The organism is Mesorhizobium sp. RSR565B (genome assembly GCF_054719465.1).
On the sequence record NZ_JBTTIE010000001.1, the window covers coordinates 1,736,660 to 1,760,401 of the forward strand.

General features: G+C 63.8%; 20 protein-coding genes. 7 read left to right on the forward strand and 13 right to left on the reverse strand.

Features of this window, described 5'->3' with window-relative positions; genetic code table 11:
- Window positions 1-33: 33 nt before the first annotated feature.
- From ACYG9R_RS08300 to ACYG9R_RS08310, 3 genes are read right to left on the reverse strand one after another with little or no spacing between them, the layout of a single operon-like run.
- Entirely contained in the window at window positions 34-519 is a 486-nt protein-coding gene (locus tag ACYG9R_RS08300) for an acetone carboxylase subunit gamma (protein ID WP_023703583.1), read from the reverse strand.
- Window positions 516-2,720: a hydantoinase B/oxoprolinase family protein gene (locus ACYG9R_RS08305; protein WP_023823831.1), complete on the reverse strand. Its 2,205-nt coding sequence runs from the start codon at window positions 2,718-2,720 to the stop codon at window positions 516-518. The genes ACYG9R_RS08300 and ACYG9R_RS08305 overlap by 4 nt, the downstream gene beginning before the upstream one ends.
- 12 nt (window positions 2,721-2,732) lie before the next feature.
- Window positions 2,733-4,892, reverse strand: a complete 2,160-nt coding sequence (locus ACYG9R_RS08310; RefSeq protein WP_023823832.1) for a hydantoinase/oxoprolinase family protein — start codon at window positions 4,890-4,892, stop codon at window positions 2,733-2,735.
- 110 nt (window positions 4,893-5,002) lie between these two features.
- Between ACYG9R_RS08310 and ACYG9R_RS08315 the strand changes: the two genes are divergently transcribed.
- Entirely contained in the window at window positions 5,003-5,785 is a 783-nt protein-coding gene (locus tag ACYG9R_RS08315) for a helix-turn-helix transcriptional regulator (RefSeq protein ID WP_352654620.1), read from the forward strand.
- Between the two features lie 19 nt (window positions 5,786-5,804).
- Here the strand turns inward: ACYG9R_RS08315 and ACYG9R_RS08320 are convergent, their stop codons facing one another.
- The 8 genes from ACYG9R_RS08320 to ACYG9R_RS08355 all read right to left on the reverse strand — a co-directional run bounded on the left by ACYG9R_RS08320 (window position 5,805) and on the right by ACYG9R_RS08355 (window position 14,297).
- A complete protein-coding gene (locus ACYG9R_RS08320) occupies window positions 5,805-6,386 on the reverse strand; it encodes a DUF1349 domain-containing protein (RefSeq protein ID WP_023823834.1) in 582 nt (193 codons plus the stop codon).
- 15 nt (window positions 6,387-6,401) lie between these two features.
- On the reverse strand, window positions 6,402-7,841 hold the full coding sequence (locus ACYG9R_RS08325; protein WP_023823835.1) for an aldehyde dehydrogenase family protein: 1,440 nt from the start codon (window positions 7,839-7,841) through the stop codon (window positions 6,402-6,404).
- 165 nt (window positions 7,842-8,006) lie between these two features.
- The gene (locus tag ACYG9R_RS08330) at window positions 8,007-8,492 is read right to left on the reverse strand and encodes a hypothetical protein (protein WP_023823836.1); all 486 of its coding nucleotides are present in this window, start codon (window positions 8,490-8,492) and stop codon (window positions 8,007-8,009) included.
- 100 nt (window positions 8,493-8,592) lie between these two features.
- Entirely contained in the window at window positions 8,593-9,474 is an 882-nt protein-coding gene (locus tag ACYG9R_RS08335) for an ABC transporter permease (protein ID WP_023738078.1), read from the reverse strand.
- Window positions 9,471-10,430, reverse strand: coding sequence for an ABC transporter permease (locus ACYG9R_RS08340; RefSeq protein WP_031199323.1), 960 nt, complete (start codon window positions 10,428-10,430; stop codon window positions 9,471-9,473). The genes ACYG9R_RS08335 and ACYG9R_RS08340 overlap by 4 nt, the downstream gene beginning before the upstream one ends.
- A 37-nt stretch (window positions 10,431-10,467) precedes the next feature.
- Complete coding sequence (locus ACYG9R_RS08345; RefSeq protein ID WP_023738076.1) at window positions 10,468-12,111, reverse strand: ABC transporter substrate-binding protein; 1,644 nt, start codon at window positions 12,109-12,111, stop codon at window positions 10,468-10,470.
- Between the two features lie 35 nt (window positions 12,112-12,146).
- Entirely contained in the window at window positions 12,147-12,923 is a 777-nt protein-coding gene (locus ACYG9R_RS08350) for a DUF427 domain-containing protein (protein WP_023738075.1), read from the reverse strand.
- 15 nt (window positions 12,924-12,938) lie between these two features.
- Window positions 12,939-14,297 (reverse strand): LLM class flavin-dependent oxidoreductase, encoded by a 1,359-nt coding sequence (locus ACYG9R_RS08355; protein WP_023823838.1) that lies wholly within the window; start codon window positions 14,295-14,297, stop codon window positions 12,939-12,941.
- Between the two features lie 191 nt (window positions 14,298-14,488).
- Between ACYG9R_RS08355 and ACYG9R_RS08360 the strand changes: the two genes are divergently transcribed.
- The 6 genes from ACYG9R_RS08360 to ACYG9R_RS08385 all read left to right on the forward strand — a co-directional run bounded on the left by ACYG9R_RS08360 (window position 14,489) and on the right by ACYG9R_RS08385 (window position 21,442).
- The gene (locus tag ACYG9R_RS08360; protein ID WP_023823839.1) at window positions 14,489-16,291 is read left to right on the forward strand and encodes a dipeptide ABC transporter ATP-binding protein; all 1,803 of its coding nucleotides are present in this window, start codon (window positions 14,489-14,491) and stop codon (window positions 16,289-16,291) included.
- A gap of 298 nt (window positions 16,292-16,589) precedes the next feature.
- Complete coding sequence (locus tag ACYG9R_RS08365; RefSeq protein ID WP_050590517.1) at window positions 16,590-17,825, forward strand: ROK family transcriptional regulator; 1,236 nt, start codon at window positions 16,590-16,592, stop codon at window positions 17,823-17,825.
- A 14-nt stretch (window positions 17,826-17,839) separates the two neighbouring features.
- Complete coding sequence (locus ACYG9R_RS08370) at window positions 17,840-18,919, forward strand: Gfo/Idh/MocA family protein (RefSeq protein ID WP_023823841.1); 1,080 nt, start codon at window positions 17,840-17,842, stop codon at window positions 18,917-18,919.
- Window positions 18,919-19,755 (forward strand): sugar phosphate isomerase/epimerase family protein, encoded by an 837-nt coding sequence (locus ACYG9R_RS08375; protein ID WP_023823842.1) that lies wholly within the window; start codon window positions 18,919-18,921, stop codon window positions 19,753-19,755. The genes ACYG9R_RS08370 and ACYG9R_RS08375 overlap by 1 nt, the downstream gene beginning before the upstream one ends.
- Window positions 19,752-20,552 carry an alpha/beta fold hydrolase gene (locus tag ACYG9R_RS08380; RefSeq protein WP_023823843.1) on the forward strand — a complete coding sequence of 267 codons (801 nt, stop codon included), beginning with the start codon at window positions 19,752-19,754 and terminating at the stop codon, window positions 20,550-20,552. Before ACYG9R_RS08375 ends, ACYG9R_RS08380 begins: the two co-directional genes overlap by 4 nt.
- Window positions 20,549-21,442 carry an ROK family protein gene (locus ACYG9R_RS08385; RefSeq protein ID WP_023823844.1) on the forward strand — a complete coding sequence of 298 codons (894 nt, stop codon included), beginning with the start codon at window positions 20,549-20,551 and terminating at the stop codon, window positions 21,440-21,442. The genes ACYG9R_RS08380 and ACYG9R_RS08385 overlap by 4 nt, the downstream gene beginning before the upstream one ends.
- A 26-nt stretch (window positions 21,443-21,468) precedes the next feature.
- On the opposite strand, the gene ACYG9R_RS08390 is transcribed toward ACYG9R_RS08385, so the two are convergent.
- Window positions 21,469-22,467, reverse strand: coding sequence for an ABC transporter ATP-binding protein (locus ACYG9R_RS08390; RefSeq protein WP_023823845.1), 999 nt, complete (start codon window positions 22,465-22,467; stop codon window positions 21,469-21,471).
- 30 nt (window positions 22,468-22,497) lie between these two features.
- Complete coding sequence (locus ACYG9R_RS08395; RefSeq protein ID WP_023823846.1) at window positions 22,498-23,559, reverse strand: Gfo/Idh/MocA family protein; 1,062 nt, start codon at window positions 23,557-23,559, stop codon at window positions 22,498-22,500.
- Window positions 23,560-23,742 lie beyond the last annotated feature (183 nt).

Below are 23,742 nucleotides of genomic sequence, written 5' to 3' on the forward strand. Positions count from 1 at the left end.
GCTACCTTGCCTGCAGCGCTGGTCACCACGTCGCTAAAGCAGTTTGCCCAGCCACTCGCGATAGAAGCCTTCGAGATCGGGTTCGAAGTCGTGCACGATGGGGTAGCCGGGAGCCGCCGCCTCGACCTCATGCATGGTGCCGCATTGCGGGCAGATGAATTCGCGGATTTCCATCCATTGCGGATCGGGGATATCGCTATTGGGATAGATCTCGCGCAGCGCCTCCTCGGTGTTGCGCACGTTGATCGCGGCCTTGAGCTTCCAGTTCTTGCGATAGTCGCCGAAGGAGTGGCCGCATTCGCAACGGGTGATGCGCTCGTCGCCGCTCTGGCAGATGAACAGGTGATCCGAGACCGGCAGAAGGATCGGGTCCTTCCATGCGACACGGTCCTGATAGACGGCGAGCATCTTGAAGAAGCGGTCGTCGTCCTTGTAGGCGCTCATGATGCGCTTTGTCTGCGGCCAGGGCAGCTTGCCGGCTGAGAGATCGCCGAGGACTTCCTTGCTGTATGAGGTCATGGCTTTGCTCCCGGCATGAAGATCGATCTGGCGTCGACGGTCCAGAAATCGCTGAAATCCCTGGTGAAGCGCGACGATAGCTTGATCGCGCTGGCATACATTTTCTTCACCTCGGGCGCGAAGTCGGCCTTCTCGACACGGCCGCGTTCGGCAGCGATCCAGTCCGAAACCGGGATCGCCTTGGCCAGACGCTCCTTGCGCATGGCGGCACGACGTTCGACGGTGGCGTCGATATCGGCAACCGGATAACCCTCGGCGTCGTCCTTCAGCACGATGCCGAAAATCTGGACCGCCGCCTGGCGGGTGAGAAAACCGTTCTCGACATCCCAGGCGGTCTTGACCGGATCGCGCTCCAGCACGTCGCCGTAACCGCCGCCACCATTGTAGGAATGGCTGAAGATGTCCCCCGACTTGTGCGGCGAGGTGATGTAGGGGCCTTCGACCACGGCATGGTCGCCGCCGATGTTCTTCTCGTAGTCGGAGACATGCGGATCGATACCTGGGGCATGCGCGAGCGGTTCGCCTTTTGCCGCCAGTTCATGGATGTTGGAATTGCGTACCGCGCGATGCTTCTGGCAGGTCGGCGCGGGATAGCCGCCACACATGCCGCCATTGTCGAATACCCGCGAGGAGTGTTCCGAGGTGTGCAGTCGCAGGTGCGAGGTCTTGTTGATCAGCCAGGTCGAGACGAAGGAACAGCCGCCGCGATATTTGCCGGCGCCCCCTGAATTGGGGACGATCGAGCGGCCGATATAGACCAACGGCATCGATTGTTCCCAGACCTCGATGTTGCCCATGTCGGATTCCGGATTCCAGCCGACATAGGCGGTGTCGAGGCCATCGGCGATGGCGAGCGCGCCGGAGCCGGCGGCGGCGCATTCGAAATGCGCCATGCCGAACGGCGTACCGTACTGGCTTTCGCCGCCCATCTCGATCATCGGGCTGTTGACCTGGCCAACGAAGGCTTCCTCGACGAAGCCGCGCGCGACGAAGCCGCGCGACAAAAGGCGCTGGAACACGCCATAGGCCGGCAGCAGCAGCGCCCAGGATGTGGCGGTCGCCACCATCTCATTGTCGGGGTTGGTCCAGGTGCCGTGCGGCAGCTTCAGCTCGGTCGCCATCCAGGCGCCGTCATTGACCAGGCCCTCGAAATTCATGTGCTGGGTCAAGGTGACGAACATGCCGCCATCCATGCCGGCCGGCGTGCAGTTCATCGAATGGTAGCCCCAGGGCTGCGTGCCCTCGAAGTCCATGGTGATCTTGCCGTCGGTGGTGATCTCCATCTCGATCGGGATGTTGTAGAGCCAGTCGGGATCGCCAAGCAGCTGGAAGCCGGGCTTGCCCGCCGTGACATGGCCGTAGAAGGTGTGGCCGCGATAGATGCCGGGCACGGTGAGCTGGCGGGTGCGGGCGAGCTGGGCGCGACGGCCCTCCTCGATGAACTCCTTCGACACCTTCATCCAGTAGTCGAGGCCGATCTCGGAGATCAGCTGCTTGACGCTTTCGCGCATGTCGATGCAGGAGGCGACCTTGGCCTTCTCGTCGAGCACCCAGTAGATCGGCATGCGTAGATTGCGCTCGCAGCGGATGACGTAGTCGCGGCGGATCTCGTCACTCTCGCCGATCTTTTCGGCGCAGACGAACAGGCCTTCGGTGAAGCGCTCCTGCGCCAGGCAGACGTCGCCGCCGGGCGTGATGCCGCCGGCTTCGAGCTCGTGGCAGACCGCACCGGCCCAGCCGACCAGCGTGCCTTCATGGAAGATCGGCACCACGTCCATGACGTCGGGCACCTGCACGGTGCCGATGAAGGCATCGTTGTTGGCAAAGATGTCGCCTTCGCGGATCTTCGGGTTTTCCTCGTAATTGTTCTTGATCATCCATTTGATGAAGCGGCTCATCGTGTGGACGTGGACCATGATGCCGTTGGACAGCGCGATCGCATCGCCCTCGGGCGTATAGATCGCCACCACCATTTCGCCGACTTCGCGCACGCCGGGCGAGGCCGAGATGCGGCGGGCCATTTCGCGGGCCGAGACGCAATAGGCGCGCAGCTTGGTGTGCAGCGTCTCGAATTTCAGCGGGTCCTGGTTGCGTAGCGTGAGCTCGGTGATGCCGTCATAGCAGCCGGTCTCTTCCATCAGCCGTTCTGAATCGAGCAGCCGTTCGCGAAGGCGCAGGGCCGAGGCAGGTCCGTCCAACATGGCGGTGCCCTTTCAAGAATGGGTGTAATGCAGCAGCGTCCACTCATCGACGTGGACACGGTCCTGCGGATGAACAACGAGCGTGGTGGCGGGATGTTCGATGATGGCCGGACCGATCACCTCATGGCCGGGCTGCAGTAGGTCCATCTCGTAGAGATTGGCCTTGTGCCAGCGTCCCCCGATATAGGCCTCGCGCACGCCCTTGTGCGCTGCTGCCGGGGCCGACTTGCCGAGCGGGCGCTTCAAGAGCACCGGCTTGACCTTGTCGGCGGTGGCGATCAATCCGAGCTCGGTGATGGTGAAGCCGGCTTCGCCATAGCGCGAAACGCGATGGTTGACCTTGGCGTAGACCGCCTCGAACTCGTCGATGACCCTACGCATGTCGTCAGCCGAATTGACCTCGGCAAGCGGTGCCATGACCTCGACATCCTCGAGCTGGCCGGTGTAGCGCATCATCAGGAACGGCACGGTCTTGATCTTGTCTCTGATATGGCCGTCGCTGATCATCTCCTCGACCGCCGCCTTGGTGAGATCATTCCAGACGTCGGTGACCTTCTTGCCGAAAGCGAGCAGCTCGTCATCGCTTGCGCGGGCGCCGATGTCGTGCTGCGTCGAGACCGAATGCCGACGCATGAAATCGGCGGTGGTGCAGCCGAAGGCCGAGAAGGCGGCGGCAAACTGGAAGGTGATGATGTCCTTGAAGCCGATGCCCCTGCAGCAGCCGGCCAGATGCAGCGGACCCGAGCCGCCATAGGACAGCAGCGTGAATTCCGAGGGATGGATGCCCTGGCCGGAGATGACCCGGCGCAGCGCGTTGTTGGCATCGGCTTCCAGCATGTCGATCATGCCTTCGGCAGCCTCCTCGACACCGACGCCAAGGATGCTGGAGCATTTTTCCTCAAACGCTTTGCGCGCCTTCTCGACCTGCAAGACGACCTTGCCGCCGAGGAAATAATACGGGTTGAGGCGGCCTAGTATGGCGTCGCAATCGGCGATGGTGGGTTCAGTGCCGCCCTTGGCGAAGCAGATGGGGCCGGGGTCGGAACCGGCGCTTTCCGGCCCGAGCGAGACTTTCTTGGTCAGCGGGTCGACCTTGAGGATCATGCCGGCGCCGGCGCCGATCGTGTCGAGATGCAGCGTCGGCACGTTGAGCTTGAAACGGTCCATCAGCGGCTCGTTCTCGATCCGCGTCTGGCCGCGCGAAATGACGCCCATGTCGAAGGAGGTGCCGCCCATGTCCGAGCAGATCAGGGAGTCGTTGCCGATGAGCTTGCCGACATAGGCCGCGCCGAGAATACCGCCGATCGGGCCGGAAATCATGGTTTCGTGCAGGCGCGGATGGTTGATTGAGGTCAGGCCGCCAAAGGACAGCAGCGTCTGCACGCCGTATTTGAAGCCGTATTTTTTCGAAACGTCCTCGATACCCCTAAGCTGCTTGCGGCCGCGCGACGTCGCGTAGGCTTCGATCAGCACCGAGTTCAGCCGCGACTGTTCGCGGATGACCGGGCGGACCTCGTGGCTGGTGTAGATGAGGATGTCGGCGCCGGCTTTCAGCACCTCCTCGCGGCATATCTCGGCGATGCGCTTTTCGTGCACCGGATTGACGTGCGAGAAGATGGTCATGATGCAGATCGCCTCGACCTTGTCGGCAATCAGCTTCCTGGCCGCAATCGCGACTTCATGCTCGTAGAGCGGCAGCACGATGTCGCCGAACTGGTCGATGCGCTCGGTGACGCCATGGGTGCGACGGCGCGGCACCAGCGGATCGGGATGATGGTGGGTCACCGCATGCAGCCGGTCGGCATAGGAATAGTCGGCCCAGGCCTGCAGGCCGCGACCCATCAGGATCATGTCTTCCAGACCCTTGGTGGTGATCAGGCCAAGCCGGCGCCCGGTGCGCGACAACAGTGTGTTGAGCATGCCGGTGCCGGAATAGAGCACGACGTTGACGCCGGAGAACAGCTGCTCCAGCGAGATGCCCCAGGCGTCGGCCGCGTCTTCGGCCGATGCGAGGAAGCCTTCGGCCTCGTTCTTCGGCGTGGTTGCCGACTTGCCGATCTTGAAGTGGCCGTCCTGGTCGACAAGGATCGTGTCGGTCATGGTGCCGCCGGCGTCGATGCCGATGACGATTGGATTGCCGACGATGGGGCTGGTGAGGTTGGGTTGGGTCACGGTCGCCTCAGGATTGCTGTAGGATGGCTCAAGCTAGATTCCTTGGGCGGCCTTGCGCCATATGCCAAAAGACACAATGACCGCCGGACCGGGATCGCCGAGAAAAGGGCATGCGCATGGGCAGCAACATCTGGGCGCCGCTGGCCAGGGCGATTGCCGCCACCGGCACGGACAGGCATGTCGACTGCCTGATCGACCTGATCGGCGCCGATATCGAGCACGATCTCGTCACCGTGACCCGATATTCGGCGACGCAGACACCGGAGTTTGTCAAGCACCGGCGCTTTTCGGATGAGATGGTGCGGCGCTATCTCGACAATTACTACGTCTTCGACCCGTTCTATGCCTCGTGGCGGCGCGAGCGACGGCTGGGCATCCTGCCGCTGAAACGGCTCGCCGATGACGAGGCCAAGCGCGGCCAGTACATAGCCGGTTTCCTGGCGCAGTCGGAAATCTGCGATGAGGTCGGCATCATGCTGGCCGATGGCGGCGACTGGTGCCTCGGCATCTTCCTCGACCGCTCGACCTCCACCTTCAAGGAGAGCGAGATCGCCCTGCTGGACGAGCGGCTGCCGGTGTTCGAGGCCTTGCATGCGCTCGACATCAAGGCGCGCGGCACCGAGTTCTCCCGCACATCGGCGCCGACCGGCCCCGGCGCCTCGCCCCGGCAGGAGCCGACCATCCCGGCGAGCCTGTGGCCGGAGCTGTCGCTGCGCGAGCGGGAATTGGTGCAGTTGATCCTGGCGGGACATCCGACCGCCAACATCGCGGAACGGCTCGGCATCGCCGTCGGCACGGTGAAGAACCACCGCCGCCGCATCTACGAGAAGCTCGACATCACCACCGAACGGGAGCTGTTTTTGCAGTTCTTCCAGCATCGGGCAGACGGTTAGTCCGCCATCGATATCGTCGTCAGTCGTGCAATTGCCTGGAAATCGGCGGGCCGACAGTAAAGCCGGAGAATGTTACCTCAAACCCTTCGCGCTGTGGCGAGCAGCACATCATTCCGACATCGACGGATTTCGAGATCGGGAAATAGGCCAGCCGCACCGGCTTCCAATGGCTATCCGTGGAGTCCAGATACTGGATGCGGATCGCCTCCGCGTGGCGGGTCAGGCGGATGCGGACGCCGTCGGGGCCGGTGGGGATGCTAAGCAGCGACCAGTCCGAGGTGTCGCTGGTGACGACGACGGAAAAGTGCGCCAGCCCGTCGGTGTATTCGATGCCTGCCTTGATCCAGTGCGTTTCGCTCAGCCGCAGCATCAGCCCGGCCTGGTCGTAGAGCACCTTGTAGTCGCCCTTGACGGTGACTTCGGCGCTGAAGTCACCCTCGACCGGCCGATACAGGAAATGGCCATTGTCACGCCAGAAACCGTAGAAGGTTTCGCGCCAGAAGTCGGTTTCCCTGCCGGTGCGCACATGCACGATGCCATCGCCGAAGGCATGATGCGGCGGCGGGTTGAGCCAGGTCAGTTCCTTTTTCGCCGCTGTCATCGGGTCACCCGTCGATCAGCCGGCAAATGTGTAGGCTGTCTTCACCGTGGTGTAGAATTCCGCGGCATAGCGGCCCTGCTCGCGTGGGCCGTAGCTCGAGCCCTTGCGGCCGCCGAACGGGACGTGGAAGTCGACGCCCGCCGTCGGCAGATTGACCATCACCATGCCGGCTTCGGAGTTGCGCCGGAAATGCGTGGCATGCTTGAGGCTCGAGGTGCAGATGCCGGACGTCAGGCCGAAGGGCGTGTCGTTGGCAACCGCCAGCGCCTCGTCATAATCCTTGACACGGATGACATTGGCGACCGGCCCGAAGATTTCTTCGCGCGAAATGCGCATGGCGTTGGTGCTCTCGGTGAACAGTGCCGGCCTGAGGTAGAAGCCGGGCGTTTCGCGATCGAGCCGCTCGCCGCCGAAAGCGAGGTTGGCGCCTTCCTTGCTGCCGATGGCGATGTAGTCCTCGTCCTGCTTGAGCTGGCTCGCATCGACGACCGGTCCTATCTGGGTCTTGGTGTCGAGCGCATCGCCGATGACGAGCTTTTCCAGGCGCTCCTTGAGCGCGGCGACGAAGCGGTCGTGAATGCCCTCGGTCACCACCAGGCGAGAAGAGGCCGTGCAACGCTGGCCGGTCGAGAAATAGGCGCCGTTGATGGCGCATTCGACCGCCGTGGCGAGGTCGGCGTCGTCGAGCACGACCATCGGATTCTTGCCGCCCATTTCGAGCTGGAACTTGCGCATGTGCTCGACGCTTGCCGCGGCCACGCGTTTGCCGGTGCCGACCGAGCCGGTGAAGGTGATGGCGTTGAGGTCGGGGCTGTCGAGCATGGCCTGGCCGACCACCGAGCCCTTGCCCATGACCAAATTGAGCACGCCTTTCGGCAGGCCGGCGCGGTGCAAGATGTCGACGATGGTCCAGGCGCTTTCGGGAACGAGTTCGGCTGGCTTGAAGACGATGGTGTTGCCGTGGGCGAGCGCCGGCGCGATCTTCCAGGTGGGAATGGCGATCGGGAAATTCCACGGCGTGATGATGCCGACCACACCAACGGCTTCGCGGGTGATCTCGACGCCGACGCCCGGGCGCACGCTGGGCACCAATTCACCCGACAGGCGCAGCGTCTCGCCGGCGAAGAAGTCGAAGATCTGGGCGGCGCGGATGGTCTCGCCAATGCCCTCGGCCAGCGTCTTACCCTCTTCGCGCGACAGCGCGCGGCCGATCTCGTCCTTGCGCGCCATGATCTCGTCCGACGCCTTTTTCAGCACGGCGTGGCGCACCAGCGGCGCGGAGCGCGACCAGGCCGGGAAGGCGGCTTTGGCCGCCGCTATGGCCTGCTTTGCCTGTTCGGCGCCGGCCGAGGCATATTCGCCAACGACATCGCCCGTGTTCGAGGGATTGATGTTGCGCGAGCCGGTCTCGCCCACCCACTCGCCATCGATCAGATTTTTACGAAACAGGCTCATGTCGCGGTTTCCTTGTATTGGTTCGCTGGGGGTGCCGTATGCCTGAATCATTTATCAGACAAATGACGACACTGTGAGGGCTGAAATCTAGCTGCGGACTGGATAGCCGATGGCGCGCGGCTATGAAAGCCGCGACCTCAAGATGGACAATATAAAGCGGCCCTGTCAGGTCGGAAAAGTCCAGAACAGGCAAGCCAGCGTCGCCGCGGCGAAGATGACGAAGAACAGGCTTCTGAGCAGGATGTTGCGACGCAGCTCGTTCATGGTGAAATGGCAGCCGACGATGGCCGCGGCGAACAGGAAGCGCCAGTTCAGCAGCGCCCACAGCACGCTGCTCTGGCCAAAAGCCCAGCGCGCGACGAGACAGCCGACAATTGTGGCGAACAGGGCAATCACCGCCCAGAACAGCGCATCCGCCGCATGGGTCAAGACGATGCCGGCGGCCCGGATCGGCAGGATCATCATCAGCATAGCGCCGAAGAAGTAGACGGCGGCGAGCGGCAGGAACGAGCCGGCATCGGCAATACCGTCCAGCCGCCGCACGCCGATCGCGCCATAGGGATAGCCGTGCCTGGCCACCGCCAGGCTGAGCGCCATGAGCAATGCGGTGAGCACCGCGACCAATGCGAATGTAATGAGGGCCTTGCTCATGCCGTTCCTTGCTTTGAGGCCCTGTCAGAGCCGAATCACGAGGAATGATTTTAGCGCACGGTCCGCGATTGCGCGTCAGCTTTGCTGAGCGTTGCGCTCTTCACCGATCGCTGTTTTCGAAGGCGCCCATGCCTTGCGCGATCAGATTGGTTGCCATGACAAGCGAAACGATGGCCGCCGAGTTGAAGATCACCACCCACCATTTGCCGCCGGTCAGGAAGCCGTAGCCGTCGGCGACCGCCAGTCCCCAATCGGCTGAGGGAGGCTGGATGCCGAGGCCGAGGAAGCTCAGCGTGGCGATCGAAAAGAAGGCGTAGCCAAGCCTTGTGACCAGCTCGATGAGGATGGTTTCCCTGACATTGGGCAGGATCTCGAGGAACATGATGGCAAGAGCGCTCTCGCCGCCGAGGCGGGCGGCGCTGACATAGTCGCGGTCGCGCTGTTCGCGCACGGCGGCACGCACCGTCCGTGCCACCAGCGGGGCATAGGCGATGCCGATCACCAGGATGACGGTGAGGTTGGACGGCCCGAGCGCGACAAGCGTCATGGTGACGAGAACGATGAAGGGAAAGGCCATCAGCGTGTCGAGCAGCCTGGCACCGATGGCGTCGACCAGCCCGTCGAAATAGCCGAGCACGAGCCCAAGCACGCTGCCGGCGGCAACGCCGAGCAGGGTTGCCGCCGGCGCGACCAGCAGGATGTCGCGCGAGCCGACGACGATGCGCGACAGCACGTCGCGGCCGAGCTGGTCGGTGCCGAACCAGTGCGCGGCGTCGGGCGGTGCCAGCATGACCAGGAAATCCTCGGCATAGGGGTCGTAAGGCACAAACAGGCTGCCGAACACGGCGCAGCCGACCCAGAACAACAGCAGCAACGACCCGACGATGACCGAGGGCGGCAGCTGCGAAACAGTCTCGCGGATGCGACTTGCTGCCCGCCAGCCCAGCGTACGGCGCTCCGGCAATTCCATCAGTTCCATCATGGCGAGACACGGCGGCGCTGCCGCGGATCGAGCAAGGCATTCACGAGATCGCCTGCCGCGGCCGACAGCACGAAGATGGTCGCCATGACCAGCACGCCGGCTTCGAGCATCGGGAAGTCACGCGACTTGGCGGCGTTGAGCACCAGATTGCCGAGACCCTGTATGCCGAACAGCGCTTCGATGACCACCAGCCCGCCAAGCATGTAACCGGTCTGCGTCGCGAGCACGGCGATGGTCGGCGTCAGCGCATTGCGCAGCACGTGCCGGATGAGGATTTCGCGATGCTCGAGGCCTTTCAGGACGGCGGTGCGCGTATAGTCGGCGGCCAGCGCCTCGATCACGCCGGCCCGCGTCATGCGGGTGATGTAGCCGGCAAGGTTCAGCACCAGCGGCAGCGCCGGCAGGATCAGATAATAGCCACTGACCCACAGCCCGGCGCCATCGGGAGCAGCGCCGGTGATCGGGAACCAGTTCAGCCACAGGCCGAAGACGATGAGCAACAGCAGGCCGGAGACGAAGTCCGGGACGATGCCGAAGGACACGCCGGCGAGTACGATCAGGCGGTCGACAAAGCGGCCCTGGTTGAGACCGGCGACGATGCCGGCGCCGATGCCCAGCGGCAGCAGAAAGACGAGGATAATTCCGGCAAGGGCCGCCGAGCGCTTGAGGCTTTCCAGAACGAAGGGCGCCACCGGCAGACGCAGCGACAGGGAGGTGCCGAAATCGCCTGACAGCACGCTGCTGAACCAGTGCCAGTATTGCACGAGCACCGGCTGGTCGGCGCCGAGCTGCCTGTTCAGCGCCGCGACGGCCTCGGCATCGGCGAACGGCCCGAGCATGAGGCGACCGACATCGCCGGGCAGAACCTGCCCGGCGAAGAATACCAGCATGCTGACCAGCCACAGCGTGAGCAGAAGCGAGGCTGCCCGCGCCGACACAGTGCGGCCGGTCAGCATCGGATTTTAGTGCCCGGAGTGGCTGGACGTCTCGCAATCATGCCTGGGCGAACGTCACGCGGTCGAGCAGCAGATGCGAGATCGCCGTGAAGCGGACGCCCTCGACCTTCGACGAGACGATGCGGCTGTATTGCGAGAAGTAGCTGATGATCAGCGGCGTCTCGTCCAGCAGCAAGGTCTGGATCTTGCCCGCGGCAAGGCGTTGCGCCTGAAGGTCGCGGGCCTTGCCGTATTCGAGCAGCAGCCCGTCATAGGCCGGGTTGTTGAAATGCGCGGCGTTCCAGGCGCCCGAACTCTTCAGCGTCGCGTTGAGGAAGATGTCGGGCGTGCCGCGATGTCCGAAATCGGTGATGCCGAGATTGGAATCGAGCCATGGCGACGAGCCGAACTTCGCCGAGCCATAATAGGCGTCCTGCGGCAGCACGTTGAGCTTGATGTCGATGCCGGCCTTCTTGGCGAAGTTCTGGATCAGCACCGCATAATCGGGAATGTCATAGGCGCGTTCGGTGGTCAGCGTCACCGGGAAGCCGTTCGGCACGCCGGCCTCGCCAAGCAGGCGCTTGGCCTCGGCGATGTCCTGCTTGCGCTGCGGCACCGACGGATCGGCCGAGGGGAAGATCGGCGCGAACGGGGTGTCGTTGCCGACGATGGCGCGGCCCTTGAGCAAGCCCTTGACCACCGCCTCGCGGTCGATGGTGAGCGCCAAGGCGCGGCGGATGCGCTTGTCGGTGAACGGCGCCTGGTCGGTCCGCAGATGCACCTCGTCATGCGAACTTGCCTGCACGCTGAGCAGCTTGAAGTTGGGATTGCCCTCGATCGCCAGTTCGAGCCGGGTCGTGCTCGGGATGACGTCGAGCTGGCCGGCCTGCAGCGCCAGCACCTGCGCCTGCTCGTCGTCGAAGAACTTGATCTCGACGCGGTCGGGCAGCGCCTTGTCGCCCCAATAGTCTGGGTTGCGCACGAAGCTGGCGCCCTGCTTGGGGCGGAAGGATTCGAGCTTGAACGGGCCGGTGCCGTTGAAATTCTTCTCGAAATCGCCGGCATAGTCGGCCGGCAGGATGACGGCATTGTAGACGTCGGACGAGACATAGAAGGGGAAGTTGCTGTTGGGCCCGTCGAGATCAAAGGCGACTGTCTGGTCGTCGACGACCTTGGCGCCGCCCTTGGACAGGATGCCCTTATAGGCAGACAAAGCGGACGAACCGCTGGCCGGATCGACCAGCCGCTCGAAGCTCGCCACCACATCCTTGGCGGTGACGGTGCGGCCGTCGTGGAATTTCACGCCCGGCCGCAATTTGAAGGTCCAGCGGCTGGCGGTCTCGTCGGCCTCCCACGACAGAGCGAGCTTGGGCTGCAGACCGTCCTTGGGATCGTCGAGGATGAGATATTCGCCGACCTGGCTGATGACGCCGATGCTGGCCGGATCGGTGATGGAGACGGGATCGATCGCCTTGGTCGGCTGTCCGAGCCCAACGCGGACCGTGCCGCCGGCGCCGGCAGCGCGCGCAGTGCCGAAACCAGCAAGTCCCTGCGAGGCGGCAAAGCCGGTGAGGCCGATCAAGGCTGCGTATTTCAGCAGATCGCGGCGCTTGAGGAAGCCGGCCTGGTGCTCATCGACGGCGACGTTCCAGATGTCGCCGGACAGATTGCGAAGCGTATCGATGTCGTTGCGTTTGGTCATTTTGAAACCCCTGTCTGAAATGACTGTTGAATGGCTTAAGCGACTGGTTCGCCGTCGAGATGGATGCGGTCGACGGCTTGCGGGTAAAAGGCGATGAGGCCCCTGATCTTGGGCATTTCGGCAATGGGATCGCGGTAGCTCCAGGCGACATCGGGGCTTACCGAGCCGTCGGCGCGCCGGCCCGACCAGTAGGAGGCGATGCCCTTGTAGGGACAGCGCGTCGTGCTGTCCGAAGCGACCAGCCGGTCGAGCCTGACATCGTCCGGGTGCAGGTAGAAACGCGTCGGTAGATGCGTTTCGAACAGCAGCACCGGGCGATGGCTGTCGGCGATCAGTTCGCCGTCGAACCAGATTTGGACGTGACTTGAACTCTGCAGCACATCGATGCGTGCGTATGGATCGCGGGCGTGGACGAAGACCTCTTCTTCCTCCTCGAACCATTGGTCGACCGCCTTCCAGGTGAAGGCGATACGCCCGGCCAGCGGCGACAGATTTTCATCCGGCGGCGCGACAAGCGACCAGGCCGCGTTGGGCGAAGCTTTTTCTCCCGTCTCCAGGTTCCAATAGGTGGTTTCGCCACCGACGGGATGGCGCTGGCTATGCTCGGACGGCTTTAAGAGCGAGCGGTCCACCGAGGAGGCCGGGAAGAAATAGATCGGCAGAAAATGGTTGGAGCGCAGCACCAGGACGTTGCGGCTGTCGGCGATGGTGCGGCCGGCGAATTTGACCCGAATGCGCTTGGGGCTGTGCAGAACATTGATGAGCTGCGGAGCCGTGGCTTCGCGGGGCTGAAGTTTTGGCGCTGCGGTCATATCAATTGCCCCAAGTCAGGATACGGCGCGCACATTGTCGCGCTGTTCGGCGAAGCGGTTGGCCGGCCGAGCCAGGCCGAAACGGTCACGCAGCGTCCCCGGCGCATATTCGGTGGGGAATACGCCGCGGCGCTGCAGTTCCGGCACGACCTGCTCGGCAAAATTCACCCAATCCTCCGGGAGCAGCGGGAACATCAGGTTGAAGCCGTCGGCGGCACCTGCCTCGAACCAGTCCTGCAGCTGATCGGCGATCTGGTTCGGTGTGCCGACGACGGTCGGCACCGAACCGCTGTTGGCGAGCTTGCGAGCGATCTCGCGCAGAGTGAGGTTCTGCTTCGACCATTCCTTGACGCGATTGAGCGAGGTGCGGCCGCCATTGAAGGTGCTCTCGTCCGGCAGCGGCGGCAGCGGGCCGTCCGGCGGATATACGGAGAGATCGACGCCGCTCCAGCTCGAGAGAAGGTCGATGCCGACCCTATCGGGAAGCAAGCTCTGCAGATACTCCTGCCGCTCGCGTCCCTCCGCTTCGGAAGCTGCGACGATCGGCAGGATGCCCGGCAGGATCTTGAAGCTCTCGGGCTTGCGACCGTAACGGGCGAGGCGCTCGTTGATGTCCTGCCTATAGTTGATGCCGTCTTCCTTGGTGCTGTAGATGGCAAAGTGCGCATCGGCATGCGCGGTAGCGAAATTCTTGCCGTCTTCGGACGAGCCGGCCTGGACGATCAGCGGATGGCCCTGCGGCGGGCGCGAGACATTGAGCGGTCCGCGCACCTTGAAGTGCGGGCCCTTGTGGTTGATCGCATGGACCTTGTCGGGATCGGCGAAATAGCCCGATGCCTTGTCGATAAGCAGGGCTTCGTCTTCCCAGCTGTCCCACAGTGCCTTGACGATATCGAGGAATTCGGTGGCGCGCTCATAGCGAAAGGCGTGCTCGATATTGCCGTCGCGGCCGAAATTGCGGGCCTCCTCGTCCATGGCCGACGTCACCACATTCCAAGACGCCCTGCCCTTGCTGATATGGTCGAGCGAGGCAAACATGCGGGCGACATTGTAGGGCTCGCTGTAGGAGCTCGAGGCGGTCGTGATGAGGCCGATATGCCTGGTCACGCCGGCAAGCGCCGACAACAGCGTCAGCGGTTCCAGGCGGGCATTGGCGTAATGGGCGACGCCGCTCTGTACGGAATCCCAGATCGCGACATGGTCGGCGACGAAGATCGTATCGATCCTGGCGCGCTCGGCAGACTGGACGAGATCGCGGTAGAAGTCGAAGTCGAGCACTTCGCGGCCGGGCGCGCGCGGATGGCGCCATGACATACGATGATCGCCCTGCGGGTTGAAGAAAAACGCGCTGAGGATCATGTGGTCGCGTGCCATGCCGGTCTCCTTGCAGAACTGCTCCAAGGGACCGTCGCGACGCCTCGACCGGCTGCGACAATCTCTCCTGAGCGATGAAAGGTAGATTGCGCTCCAGCTTAATTCGAGTAATTTTATAGAGATTGTGCGTTGCGAAAGCGGAAGCGATTGCCCTTGAAGGCCGCGCCGAAAGAAAGTGGTTTCAGCAAGACATGTCGTCATCGGTTCTGAACGTCGAGCAGCTCACCGTCGCCTATGATGGACGCCGGGGATCGCGTCCGGCCGTCAACGGCGTATCGCTCGCCATCGGCGAAGGCGAAGCGCTCGGCCTTGTCGGCGAGTCCGGATCGGGCAAGAGCTCGGTGGCTCTCGCTATTCTGCGCTATCTGCCGCGCAACGCCCGGATCGCCGCGTCGGCGCTCGAATTCCAGGGTCGCGAGATCCGCAGTCTCTCCGGCGAGCAGCTTCGCCGGCTAAGGGGCGATCGCATCGCGGCCGTCTACCAGCATCCAGGTGCGGCACTCAATCCGGCCATGACGATCGGCCGGCAGATCACCGAAACGATCATGCGGCATCGCCCGGTTCGGCAGGACGAAGCACGCACCCGCGCCGCCGAGCTGCTGAGCCGTGTCAGGGTGAGCAATCCGGAACGGGTGCTCGATCTCTATCCGCACGAATTGTCGGGCGGCATGCAGCAGCGCGCCAACATCGCGATTGCCATTGCGCTCGACCCGTCGCTGCTGGTGCTGGACGAGCCGACGACGGCGCTTGACGCCAGCGTCCAGTCCGAGATCGTCGCCATCCTGCAGGACTTGCGCCGCGATCACAAAACCAGCGTTCTGCTGATCAGCCATGACATCAACATGGTCCGCCGGGCCTGCGATCGGGTGGCCGTGATGCAGTCGGGGACTGTCGTCGAAAGCGGCATCGCCAACGATGTCTTCGAGAACCCTGTTCACGCGTACACCAAGGCGCTGATCGCCTCGATCCCGGCGCTCAACTTCACCAAGCGCGACGGCAGGCTGGCCGAGATGCACACAACCGGCCCGTCGAAGCCTGTCCGCAGCGATCAACCGGAAGCCGCGCGTCCGATCGCCGTCGCCTGCAAAGGCATCAGCCACGCCTTCGGCTCCCAGGCCGTCCTGCACGATATCGACCTGGAGATAGCCCAGGGCGAGACGTTCGGGCTGATCGGCGAATCCGGCTCCGGCAAGTCGACATTGGCAAGGATCGTGACTGGCCTCCAGACGCCGGACGCTGGGTCGGTCGAGCTGTTCGGCAGCACTGTCGCGCCGCGCGTCGAGAAAAGAAGCCTGAGCGAACGGCGCGACGTGCAGATGGTGTTCCAGTCACCCGACCGCACGCTCAATCCGCGCCAGCGGATCGGCAGGATCCTCGGCCGTCCGCTGCGGCGGCTCGCCGGCTTTAGCCGCAGCGAGGTGAAGCAGCGTGTCGGCGATCTCCTGGCCTCGGTTCGTCTTGCCGCTACGACCGTCGACCAGAAGCCGAGATCGCTGTCTGGTGGCCAGCGCCAACGGGCGGCGATTGCGCGCGCCTTTGCCGGCGTGCCGAAGCTCGTGGTGTTGGACGAGCCGACCTCTGCGCTCGACGTTTCCGTGCAGGCGACCGTGCTCAATTTGCTCAACGACCTGCAGCGCGACAAGGACACCACCTATCTGTTCATCAGCCACGACCTCAGGGTGGTGCGCTATATGGCCGACAGGATCGGCGTGCTCTATCGCGGCCGGCTGGTCGAGGCGGGGTCATCCGAGCAGATTTTCCGTGGCCCCAACCACCCCTACACGAAGCTGCTTCTGGCCGCCTCCTCGGATGAGACGGCGCCGAGGGCTCCGGCTCAGCTCGACGTCGCGGCACACGATGCCGAAACCTCCGGATGCTCCTTTGCCGCCCGCTGTCCTGTCGCGCTGCCCGATTGCCGAAAGGCGCAACCACCCGTCAGGCAGGCCGGCGACGGTCATCTGATCGCCTGCTGGAGAGACGGCGACGATCTCTGATCGCAAAGCGGGCCAGGCTGACCGACAAGCCTGCATTCGAAGAGATGTCCCCATATTGTGAAGGATTTCGGTGCCGTCCGCGCGCTGGACAATGTCTCGCTCGACGTCATGAGGGCGAGGCTTTTGGCCTGGTGGGTGACAATGGCGCTAGAACCGGCATCGCATCCTCCCATGTCAATTTGTAAGTTTTTGATACAAATTATCGTTTGAAACTTGGGTCAACAGATTCAGAACGCCGAACATTTTGTTACAATGCGCCCCGTTTGACCCTTTCAAATCGCATAAAAAATCTATTAGTATGGCAATCAAACAAATCGCGGAGGAAGACGTGCTGGTGTCGACCGATCTTCGGCCGAATGAAACGCGGGCCCTTGCGGCGCTGTTTCGTGCCGGCGCGTTGAGCCGGGCGGCGCTCGCACGCGATCTCGGCCTGACCCGGTCGACCACCGGCGCCCTGGTGCTGGGACTGATCGAAGCCGGTCTGGCGCGCGAGCGCTCGGATGAAGGGGATGACGAGCAGGACGGCGAGGGCCGGGTCGGCCGCCCCGGAATCCTTGTCGAGATCGAAGGCAATGGCGGCTTCTTCCTTGGCGCCTATATCGGCGTCAACTGGATCGCTGCCGTGGCTGTCGACCTTGCTGGCACGCAGCGTGCCGCAGCATCGAAGGCCTTTGCCGGCCCGGGTAGTACGCCTGCCGCTGCAGTCGCCATCATCGAGGAACTCGTTGGCGATGTCCGATCGCAATTGCCTGAGAGCACGCGCCCCTACGGGCTCAATGTCGCCGTGCCCGGCTTCCCCGCCGCTGATGGCGTCTCATACCATGCCACCATCCTTGGCTGGCACGGGGTCAATCTGGCTGAGCTTTTGGGCAACGCCTTTGGCGACGATTTTCCGATCCTGCTGGAAAACGATGCCAATGCCGTCGCTGTGGCCGAGACATACTGGGCGCAGCCGGGAAAGGACGATGAGGATGCGCTGATCATCCTGATCGAGAACGGCGTCGGCGGCGGCATCATCAATGCCGGCAGGCTGCATCGCGGCCGGCTCGGCGGCGCCGGCGAGATCGGTCATTTGCGCATTGGCGACGAAGGTTTTGTCTTCGACGCCAAGCGCCCGGGCCGGCTGGAATCATATGTCGGCAAGGATGCTTTGCTGGCGCGCTATTTGCACATAAGCGGGCGGCGCGCCGGCGTGGATGAGTTTGTCGCAGCGCTGGCCGGCGGCGATCCGGCAGCCGTCGCCACCGCGCGCGACTGGGCGCTGTGGTTCGGTCGCGGCCTGGCGACGCTTGCCTGCACCTTGCAGCCGGAGCGCATCATTCTCTCCGGCTCGGTCAATGCCATCTATCCCTTTGTCGCCGAACAGGTGGAAGCTTTCCTCTCGGACTTCCTGGCTGAAGGTTATCCCGTTCCCACGGTCGAACTGTCGCGCGTCGGCGCCGACGGTCCGGCATTGGGCGCTGCCTGTCTGCTGCATCAGGCAGCTTTGTCGGGCGATCCGCAATTTCAACTTCGCGGCCTCGCCGCGCGCTAATCAGGAGAGATTCCATGCCTCGCAAAGACGAAAAGCGGCTGCGTGTCGGCGTGCTCGGCTGCGGCCCGATTGCGCAGGCCGCGCATTTCGAATCCTGCACCAAGGCGCGCAACGCCGACCTCTATGCCATCTGCGATGTCGCCGACGATCTGCGCGACAGGATGGCCGCGACCTACGCGCCCGAAAAATCCTATGCCGACTACGGCCAGATGCTGGCCGATCCCGACCTCGATGCCGTCATCATCGCGACCTCGGACACGTTCCACGTCAAGGCCGCCGAACTGGCGCTGGATGCCGGCAAGCACGTGCTGTGCGAGAAGCCGCTGGGCGTTTCGGTCGAGGAAGTCGAAGGCTTGCGGGCCGCACTCGACAAGAGCGGCAAGGTGCTTCAGGTCGGCCATATGAAGCGCTTCGATCCAGGCATCCAGGCGGCAAAGGCCTTCGTAGATAACGAGATGGGCGAGCGTCTGGCATTCAAGGGCTGGTATTGCGACAGCACCCACCGCTACCCGATGACCGATGCGGTGCAGCCGCTCATCATCACCAGCGCCAAGGCACGCAAGCCCTCCGTCAATCCCAAGGCGGATCTGCGCCAGTATTATATGCTGGCGCATGGCAGCCATCTCATCGATACGGCGCGCCATCTGCACGGCCCAATCGAGGCGGTCGAGGCCCGGCTCACCGAGCGCTACGGCGCCTATTGCTGGTTCGTCACCACCATCTTCGCCGACGGGTCGGTCGGCCATCTCGACCTGACGGTTGCCGTGCGCATGGACTGGCACGAAGGGTTTCAGATCTACGGCCAGAACGGCAGCGTTCTCGCGAAGACCTATAACCCGTGGTACTACAAGAGCAGCGAGGTCGACATTTTCCGCGAGGCCGATGGCAGTTGGCACCGCACGCTTGGCGCGGATGGCCACTTCTATCGCCGGCAACTCGAAGGCTTTGCCGATGTCGTGCTGAATGGCGCGCCCATGGTTGGCGCCGGCATCGAGGACGGCATCGCCTCGGTCAGGGGCATGGCGGCCATAGCCCGCTCGGCCGCTGCCGGCGGACGCGCCGTCCGTCTGGCCGATGTCGACGGGGTCGTGTGATGCAGCTTGGGATTTTCGCCAAGACCTTCGCTGCCACCGGCGCCTTGCCGGTTCTGCGCGCGGTCGCGGACGCCGGCTACGCGGCGGCGCAGTTCAACATGGCGTGCCTAGGACTGCCGTCGATGCCGGACAGCATCGAGCCGGATGCGGCCCGGTCCGTCGCTGAGGCGAGCGGCGAGGCCGGCGTTTCGATCGCAGCAGTTTCGGGAACCTACAACATGATCCACCCGGATCGCTCGGTTCGCATCCAGGGACTCGCCCGGCTTGAGGTACTGGCCGAGTCATGCGCCGATATGGGCACCCGTCTGATTACGCTGTGCACCGGCACAAGGGATGCGCAGGATCAGTGGCGCTGGCATCCCGACAATGCAAGTGAGGCGGCATGGAGCGATCTGCGGATGGAGATGGAAGCGGCGATCGCGATTGCCGAGCGCTTCGACATCGAGCTTGGCATCGAACCGGAACTGGCCAATGTCCTCTCCAGCGCCCGGGCCGCACGCCGCCTGCTCGACGAAATGAACAGCAAGCGCCTGCGCATCGTGCTCGATCCGGCCAATCTGTTCGAAGTGGCAGACAGCGCGGAGCGTCATCGCCTCATCGACGAAGCCATCGATCTGCTGGCCGCCGAGATCGGCATGGCCCATGCCAAGGACCGCCATGCCGATGGCAGCTTTGCCGCGGCCGGACAGGGCGTGGTCGACTTCCCGCATTTCATCGGCCGCCTGAAGGCTGCCGGGTTCGACGGCCCCTTGATCACACATGGCCTGACAGAGGCCGAGGCGCCAGGTGTCGGCGCCTTTCTGCGCACCGTACTGGAAGAGAGCGAGCGCGCGTGAAAGAGACCTTCAGCCGCGATGGCGTCGATCTTGCCTACCGGGACGTCGGCGCCGGGCTTCCCGTCATCTTTCAGCACGGCCTAGGCGGCGACGACGCGCAGGTCGCCGACGTGTTTCCCGATCTGCCGGTGACCCGGCGGGTGACGCTCGAATGCCGGGGCCAGGGCGGATCCAGCTACGGGCCGGTCGAGCGGCTTTCGGTTGCGACGTTTGCCGAAGACGTCGAAGCGCTGGCCGACGCTCTCGGCATCGGCTCGGCCGTCGTCGGCGGCATCTCGATGGGTGCCGCACTGGCGCTGCGCCTGGCGGTGCACAAGCCGGCTCGTGTGCGGGCGCTGGTGCTCGCCCGACCAGCCTGGGTGTCAGAGCCTGCACCCGCCAATATGAGGCCCTATGCCGTGGTCGGCGATCTCCTGATGCGCCATTCGCCTGACGCCAGGCGTCTGTTCGATGACAGCGCAGTTGCCGCAGAGCTAGCGAGGCTGGCGCCGGACAATCTCGCCAGCCTGCAAGGCTTCTTCAATTGCCCGGACCCGGTTCTGTTCGGTAGGTTGCTGGTGGCGATCGCGGGCGATGGTCCGGGCGTGAGCGAGGCGGACATCCGCGCTATCGCGGTGCCGACCCTTGTCATCGGCCATGACCATGACCTCGTCCATCGACTGGACGACGCACAGACGCTGGCCGGGCTCATCCCGTCGGCCCGGCTTTGCACCATCACAGCCAAATCGCAGGATCGCGCCGCCTACCGGCGGGAATTCCGCGCCTGTCTTTCGGAGTTCCTGGAAGCGCTGGCGTGACGCATCAAACGATGGACGACACGATCGCCGTGGTCGAGATCGGCGGCACGTCGGTCAAGGTTGGCTTTGCCGACTACGGCATCCCGGTGGATTTTGCCCGCACCTACCCGACCGCGCAACTGCGCCAGGGCGCGCCTGTGGCGGGGTTGGCCGATGCGGTCACCGCAGCCTGCCGCGATGCCGGGCTCAAACCTGCACGGGTCGTTGCGACGGTGCCTGGGTTCATCGACCGCGACTTCGACACGGTGCTGCACACGGCCAACATTCCCGAGCTGAACGGCATCCGGCTGGGTACGGAACTGGCATCGCGGCTCCGCGTTCCCGTGCGGCTCGAACGCGACGTCGTGCTGCAATTGCTGGGTGAAAGCGTCGCCGGCGCAGTGAAGCGGCAAAAGGAGGTGCTGGCGGTCTATCTCGGCACCGGCATCGGTGCGGCCTATCTCGGCAAGGACGGCATTTTCAGGGGTGGCGGCTGGGCGCTCGAGATCGGCCACATGCCGATCTACCGGCCCGACGAAAGCGGTCCGCCAAACCGGGTCGAGACCTATGCCTCAGGGGCAACGCTCGTCGAACTCGCGACAGACTACGATATCCCGGTGGCCGATCTGTTTTCGGCGGCCGGGCAGCCGCCATCGCTGCGCGAATGGCTCGATGAGATCGTCTGGCAGCAGGCGGTGACCATCGCAACGGCAGCAGCCCTGTTTTCCCCGCAGACGATCCTGATCGGCGGCGGTATCGTCGACATGAAGGCCTATCCCCGCAAGGCGCTCAAGCAGCGCATCGCGGAGAGCCTGCCGCATTCGCTTGTTGTAGAGCCTCTGGACATACGCTGGGCGGCCCTGGGCTGGCAGGCGGCGATCCACGGCGCGGTGCTGCTCGGTACGGTATGATCGCCGTGGTTGCTGTCGGCGAAGGATTACTTGATCGTCTTCCCGTCCGCCCCAAACCGGTATGTCTTACCCGGCTCCGGCGTTGCATACAGCGTCGCACCTGGCTCGGCGTCGTAGACACCGAAAATGCGGACCGTGATCAGCCCGGCCTTTTCGCAGTCGAGATAGAGGTTGGTGTCGGCGCCGAGATGTTCGGCATGCACCACCGTTCCCTTCCACGCGCCGGACCTTGGATCCACGGTCAGATGCTCCGGCCGCACGCCGATCGTCTTGGCCGTCTCGCCCAATCTGGCGCCGTCGATGAAATTCATCTTCGGCGAGCCGATAAAGCCGGCGACGAACTCGTTTGCCGGCGAATTGTAGAGCTCCATCGGGCCGCCGATCTGTTCGATCTTTCCCGCATTGAGCACAACGATCTTGTCGGCCAGCGTCATCGCCTCGACCTGGTCGTGGGTGACGTAGATCATCGTCGCCTTCAGCCGGCGATGCAGCTGCGCGATCTCCAGCCGCGTGTTGACGCGAAGCGCTGCGTCCAGGTTCGACAGCGGCTCGTCGAAGAGGAACAGTTTTGGCTCGCGCACCACGGCGCGGCCGATGGCGACGCGCTGGCGCTGGCCGCCCGACAGCTCCGCCGGCCGCCGCTCGAGATAGGGTTCGAGCGACAGCATCGACGAGGCGACGCCGATGCGCCGCTCGATCTCCGGGGCGGGCGTGCCGGCCTGCTTGAGGCCGAGGCCCATATTGTTCTTCACCGTCAGATGCGGGTACAAGGCATAGGTCTGGAACACCATGGCGATGCCGCGTTTTGCCGGCGGCGTGGCGGAGACATCGGCGCCGTCGATCATCACCCTGCCGGAGGTCGAATCCTCCAGCCCGGCGATGACCCTGAGCAAGGTTGACTTGCCGCAGCCAGATGGGCCGACGAAGACGACGAATTCGCCGTCGGTCACTTCGAGGTTGATGCCTTTCAGCACCTCGACCGGCCCGAAGGCCTTCTTCACATTCTCGATTACCAGCGAGCCCACGGCTTCGTCCTTGTTCTAGAGTTTGCCCTACTAGAGCTTAACTGGGGCGCCGCTGCGCACGCTCTGATCGGCGGCAAGGCAGACGGCGAGCGATTTCACCGCGTCGTCCATGTGGCGGGTCAGGTCGATGTCTTCCCGGATCGCCTTCAGCACGAAGGCCTGTTCGAGGTCACAGAGGTCCTGGTGGCCGGGTTCGCCTTCCATGGACAGCATCTCGTCCGGCCTGGCGAACTTGCCGTCCGCGCCGGTCGCCGCACTGTGCAGGCGGATGGTCGAGGTCTTGGTGTGGGTGTCGATGTCGTCCGACTTCACACCTTCCTTCATGACGATCGACACGCAGCCATTGGGCGACATCACGTCCTTCACGAAGAACGCCGTTTCCGAAATCATCGGTCCCCAGGCAGCTTCGTACCAGCCGACCGAACCGTCATCGAACAGCACCTGCAGATGGCCGTAATTGTACATGGTCGGCGCGATTTCCTCGGTCAGCCGCAGCCCCATGCCGCGCACCTCGACCGGCTTGGCGTCGGTGATCTGCAGCATGACGTCGAGATAGTGCACGCCGCAATCGACGATTGGCGAGGTCGTCTGCATCAGTTGTTTATGCGTCTGCCAGGTCGGGCCTGACGATTGCTGGTTGAGGTTCATGCGAAACACGTAAGGGCCGCCGAGCTTGCGCGCCTCAGCGATCAGCCTGACCCAGGACGGGTGGTGGCGCAGGATGTAGCCGATCACCAATTTTCGGCCGTTGGCCTTGGCCGCGGCGACGACGCGCTTGGCGTCCGCCACCGTCGTTGCGAGCGGCTTCTCGACGAAGACGTGGCAGCCGGCCTCGAATGCCTTCACCGCATAGTCGGCATGGCTGTCGGAATAGGTGGCGATGCAGGCGACATCCGGCTTTTCATCGCGCAACGCGTCGTCGAAGGAGCGCCTGATGCCATAGCCCGACAGCCCGTCCGGTAACGGCACGTCGGAGCGGTTGATCAGGGCCGCGATCTCGAAGCCCGGATTAGTGTGGTAGGCCAGCGCATGGCTACGCCCCATGTTACCGAGGCCTGCGACGACGACGCGAAGGGGCGATTTAGAGGTCACCTAACTACTCCAGATGTTCCAGTTGTTCCTTCTGAGAGGGTGTCACCCCACCCGGCGCTTCGCGCCGACCTCCCCATCGAGGGGAGGTAGGACGTTGGCGCGAACACCCTCACTGCCAAAGAAGCTTCTCCGAAAGTCGCCCTTTGGCGGTCGTGAATGAAGCCACGACCTTTTACCTCCCCT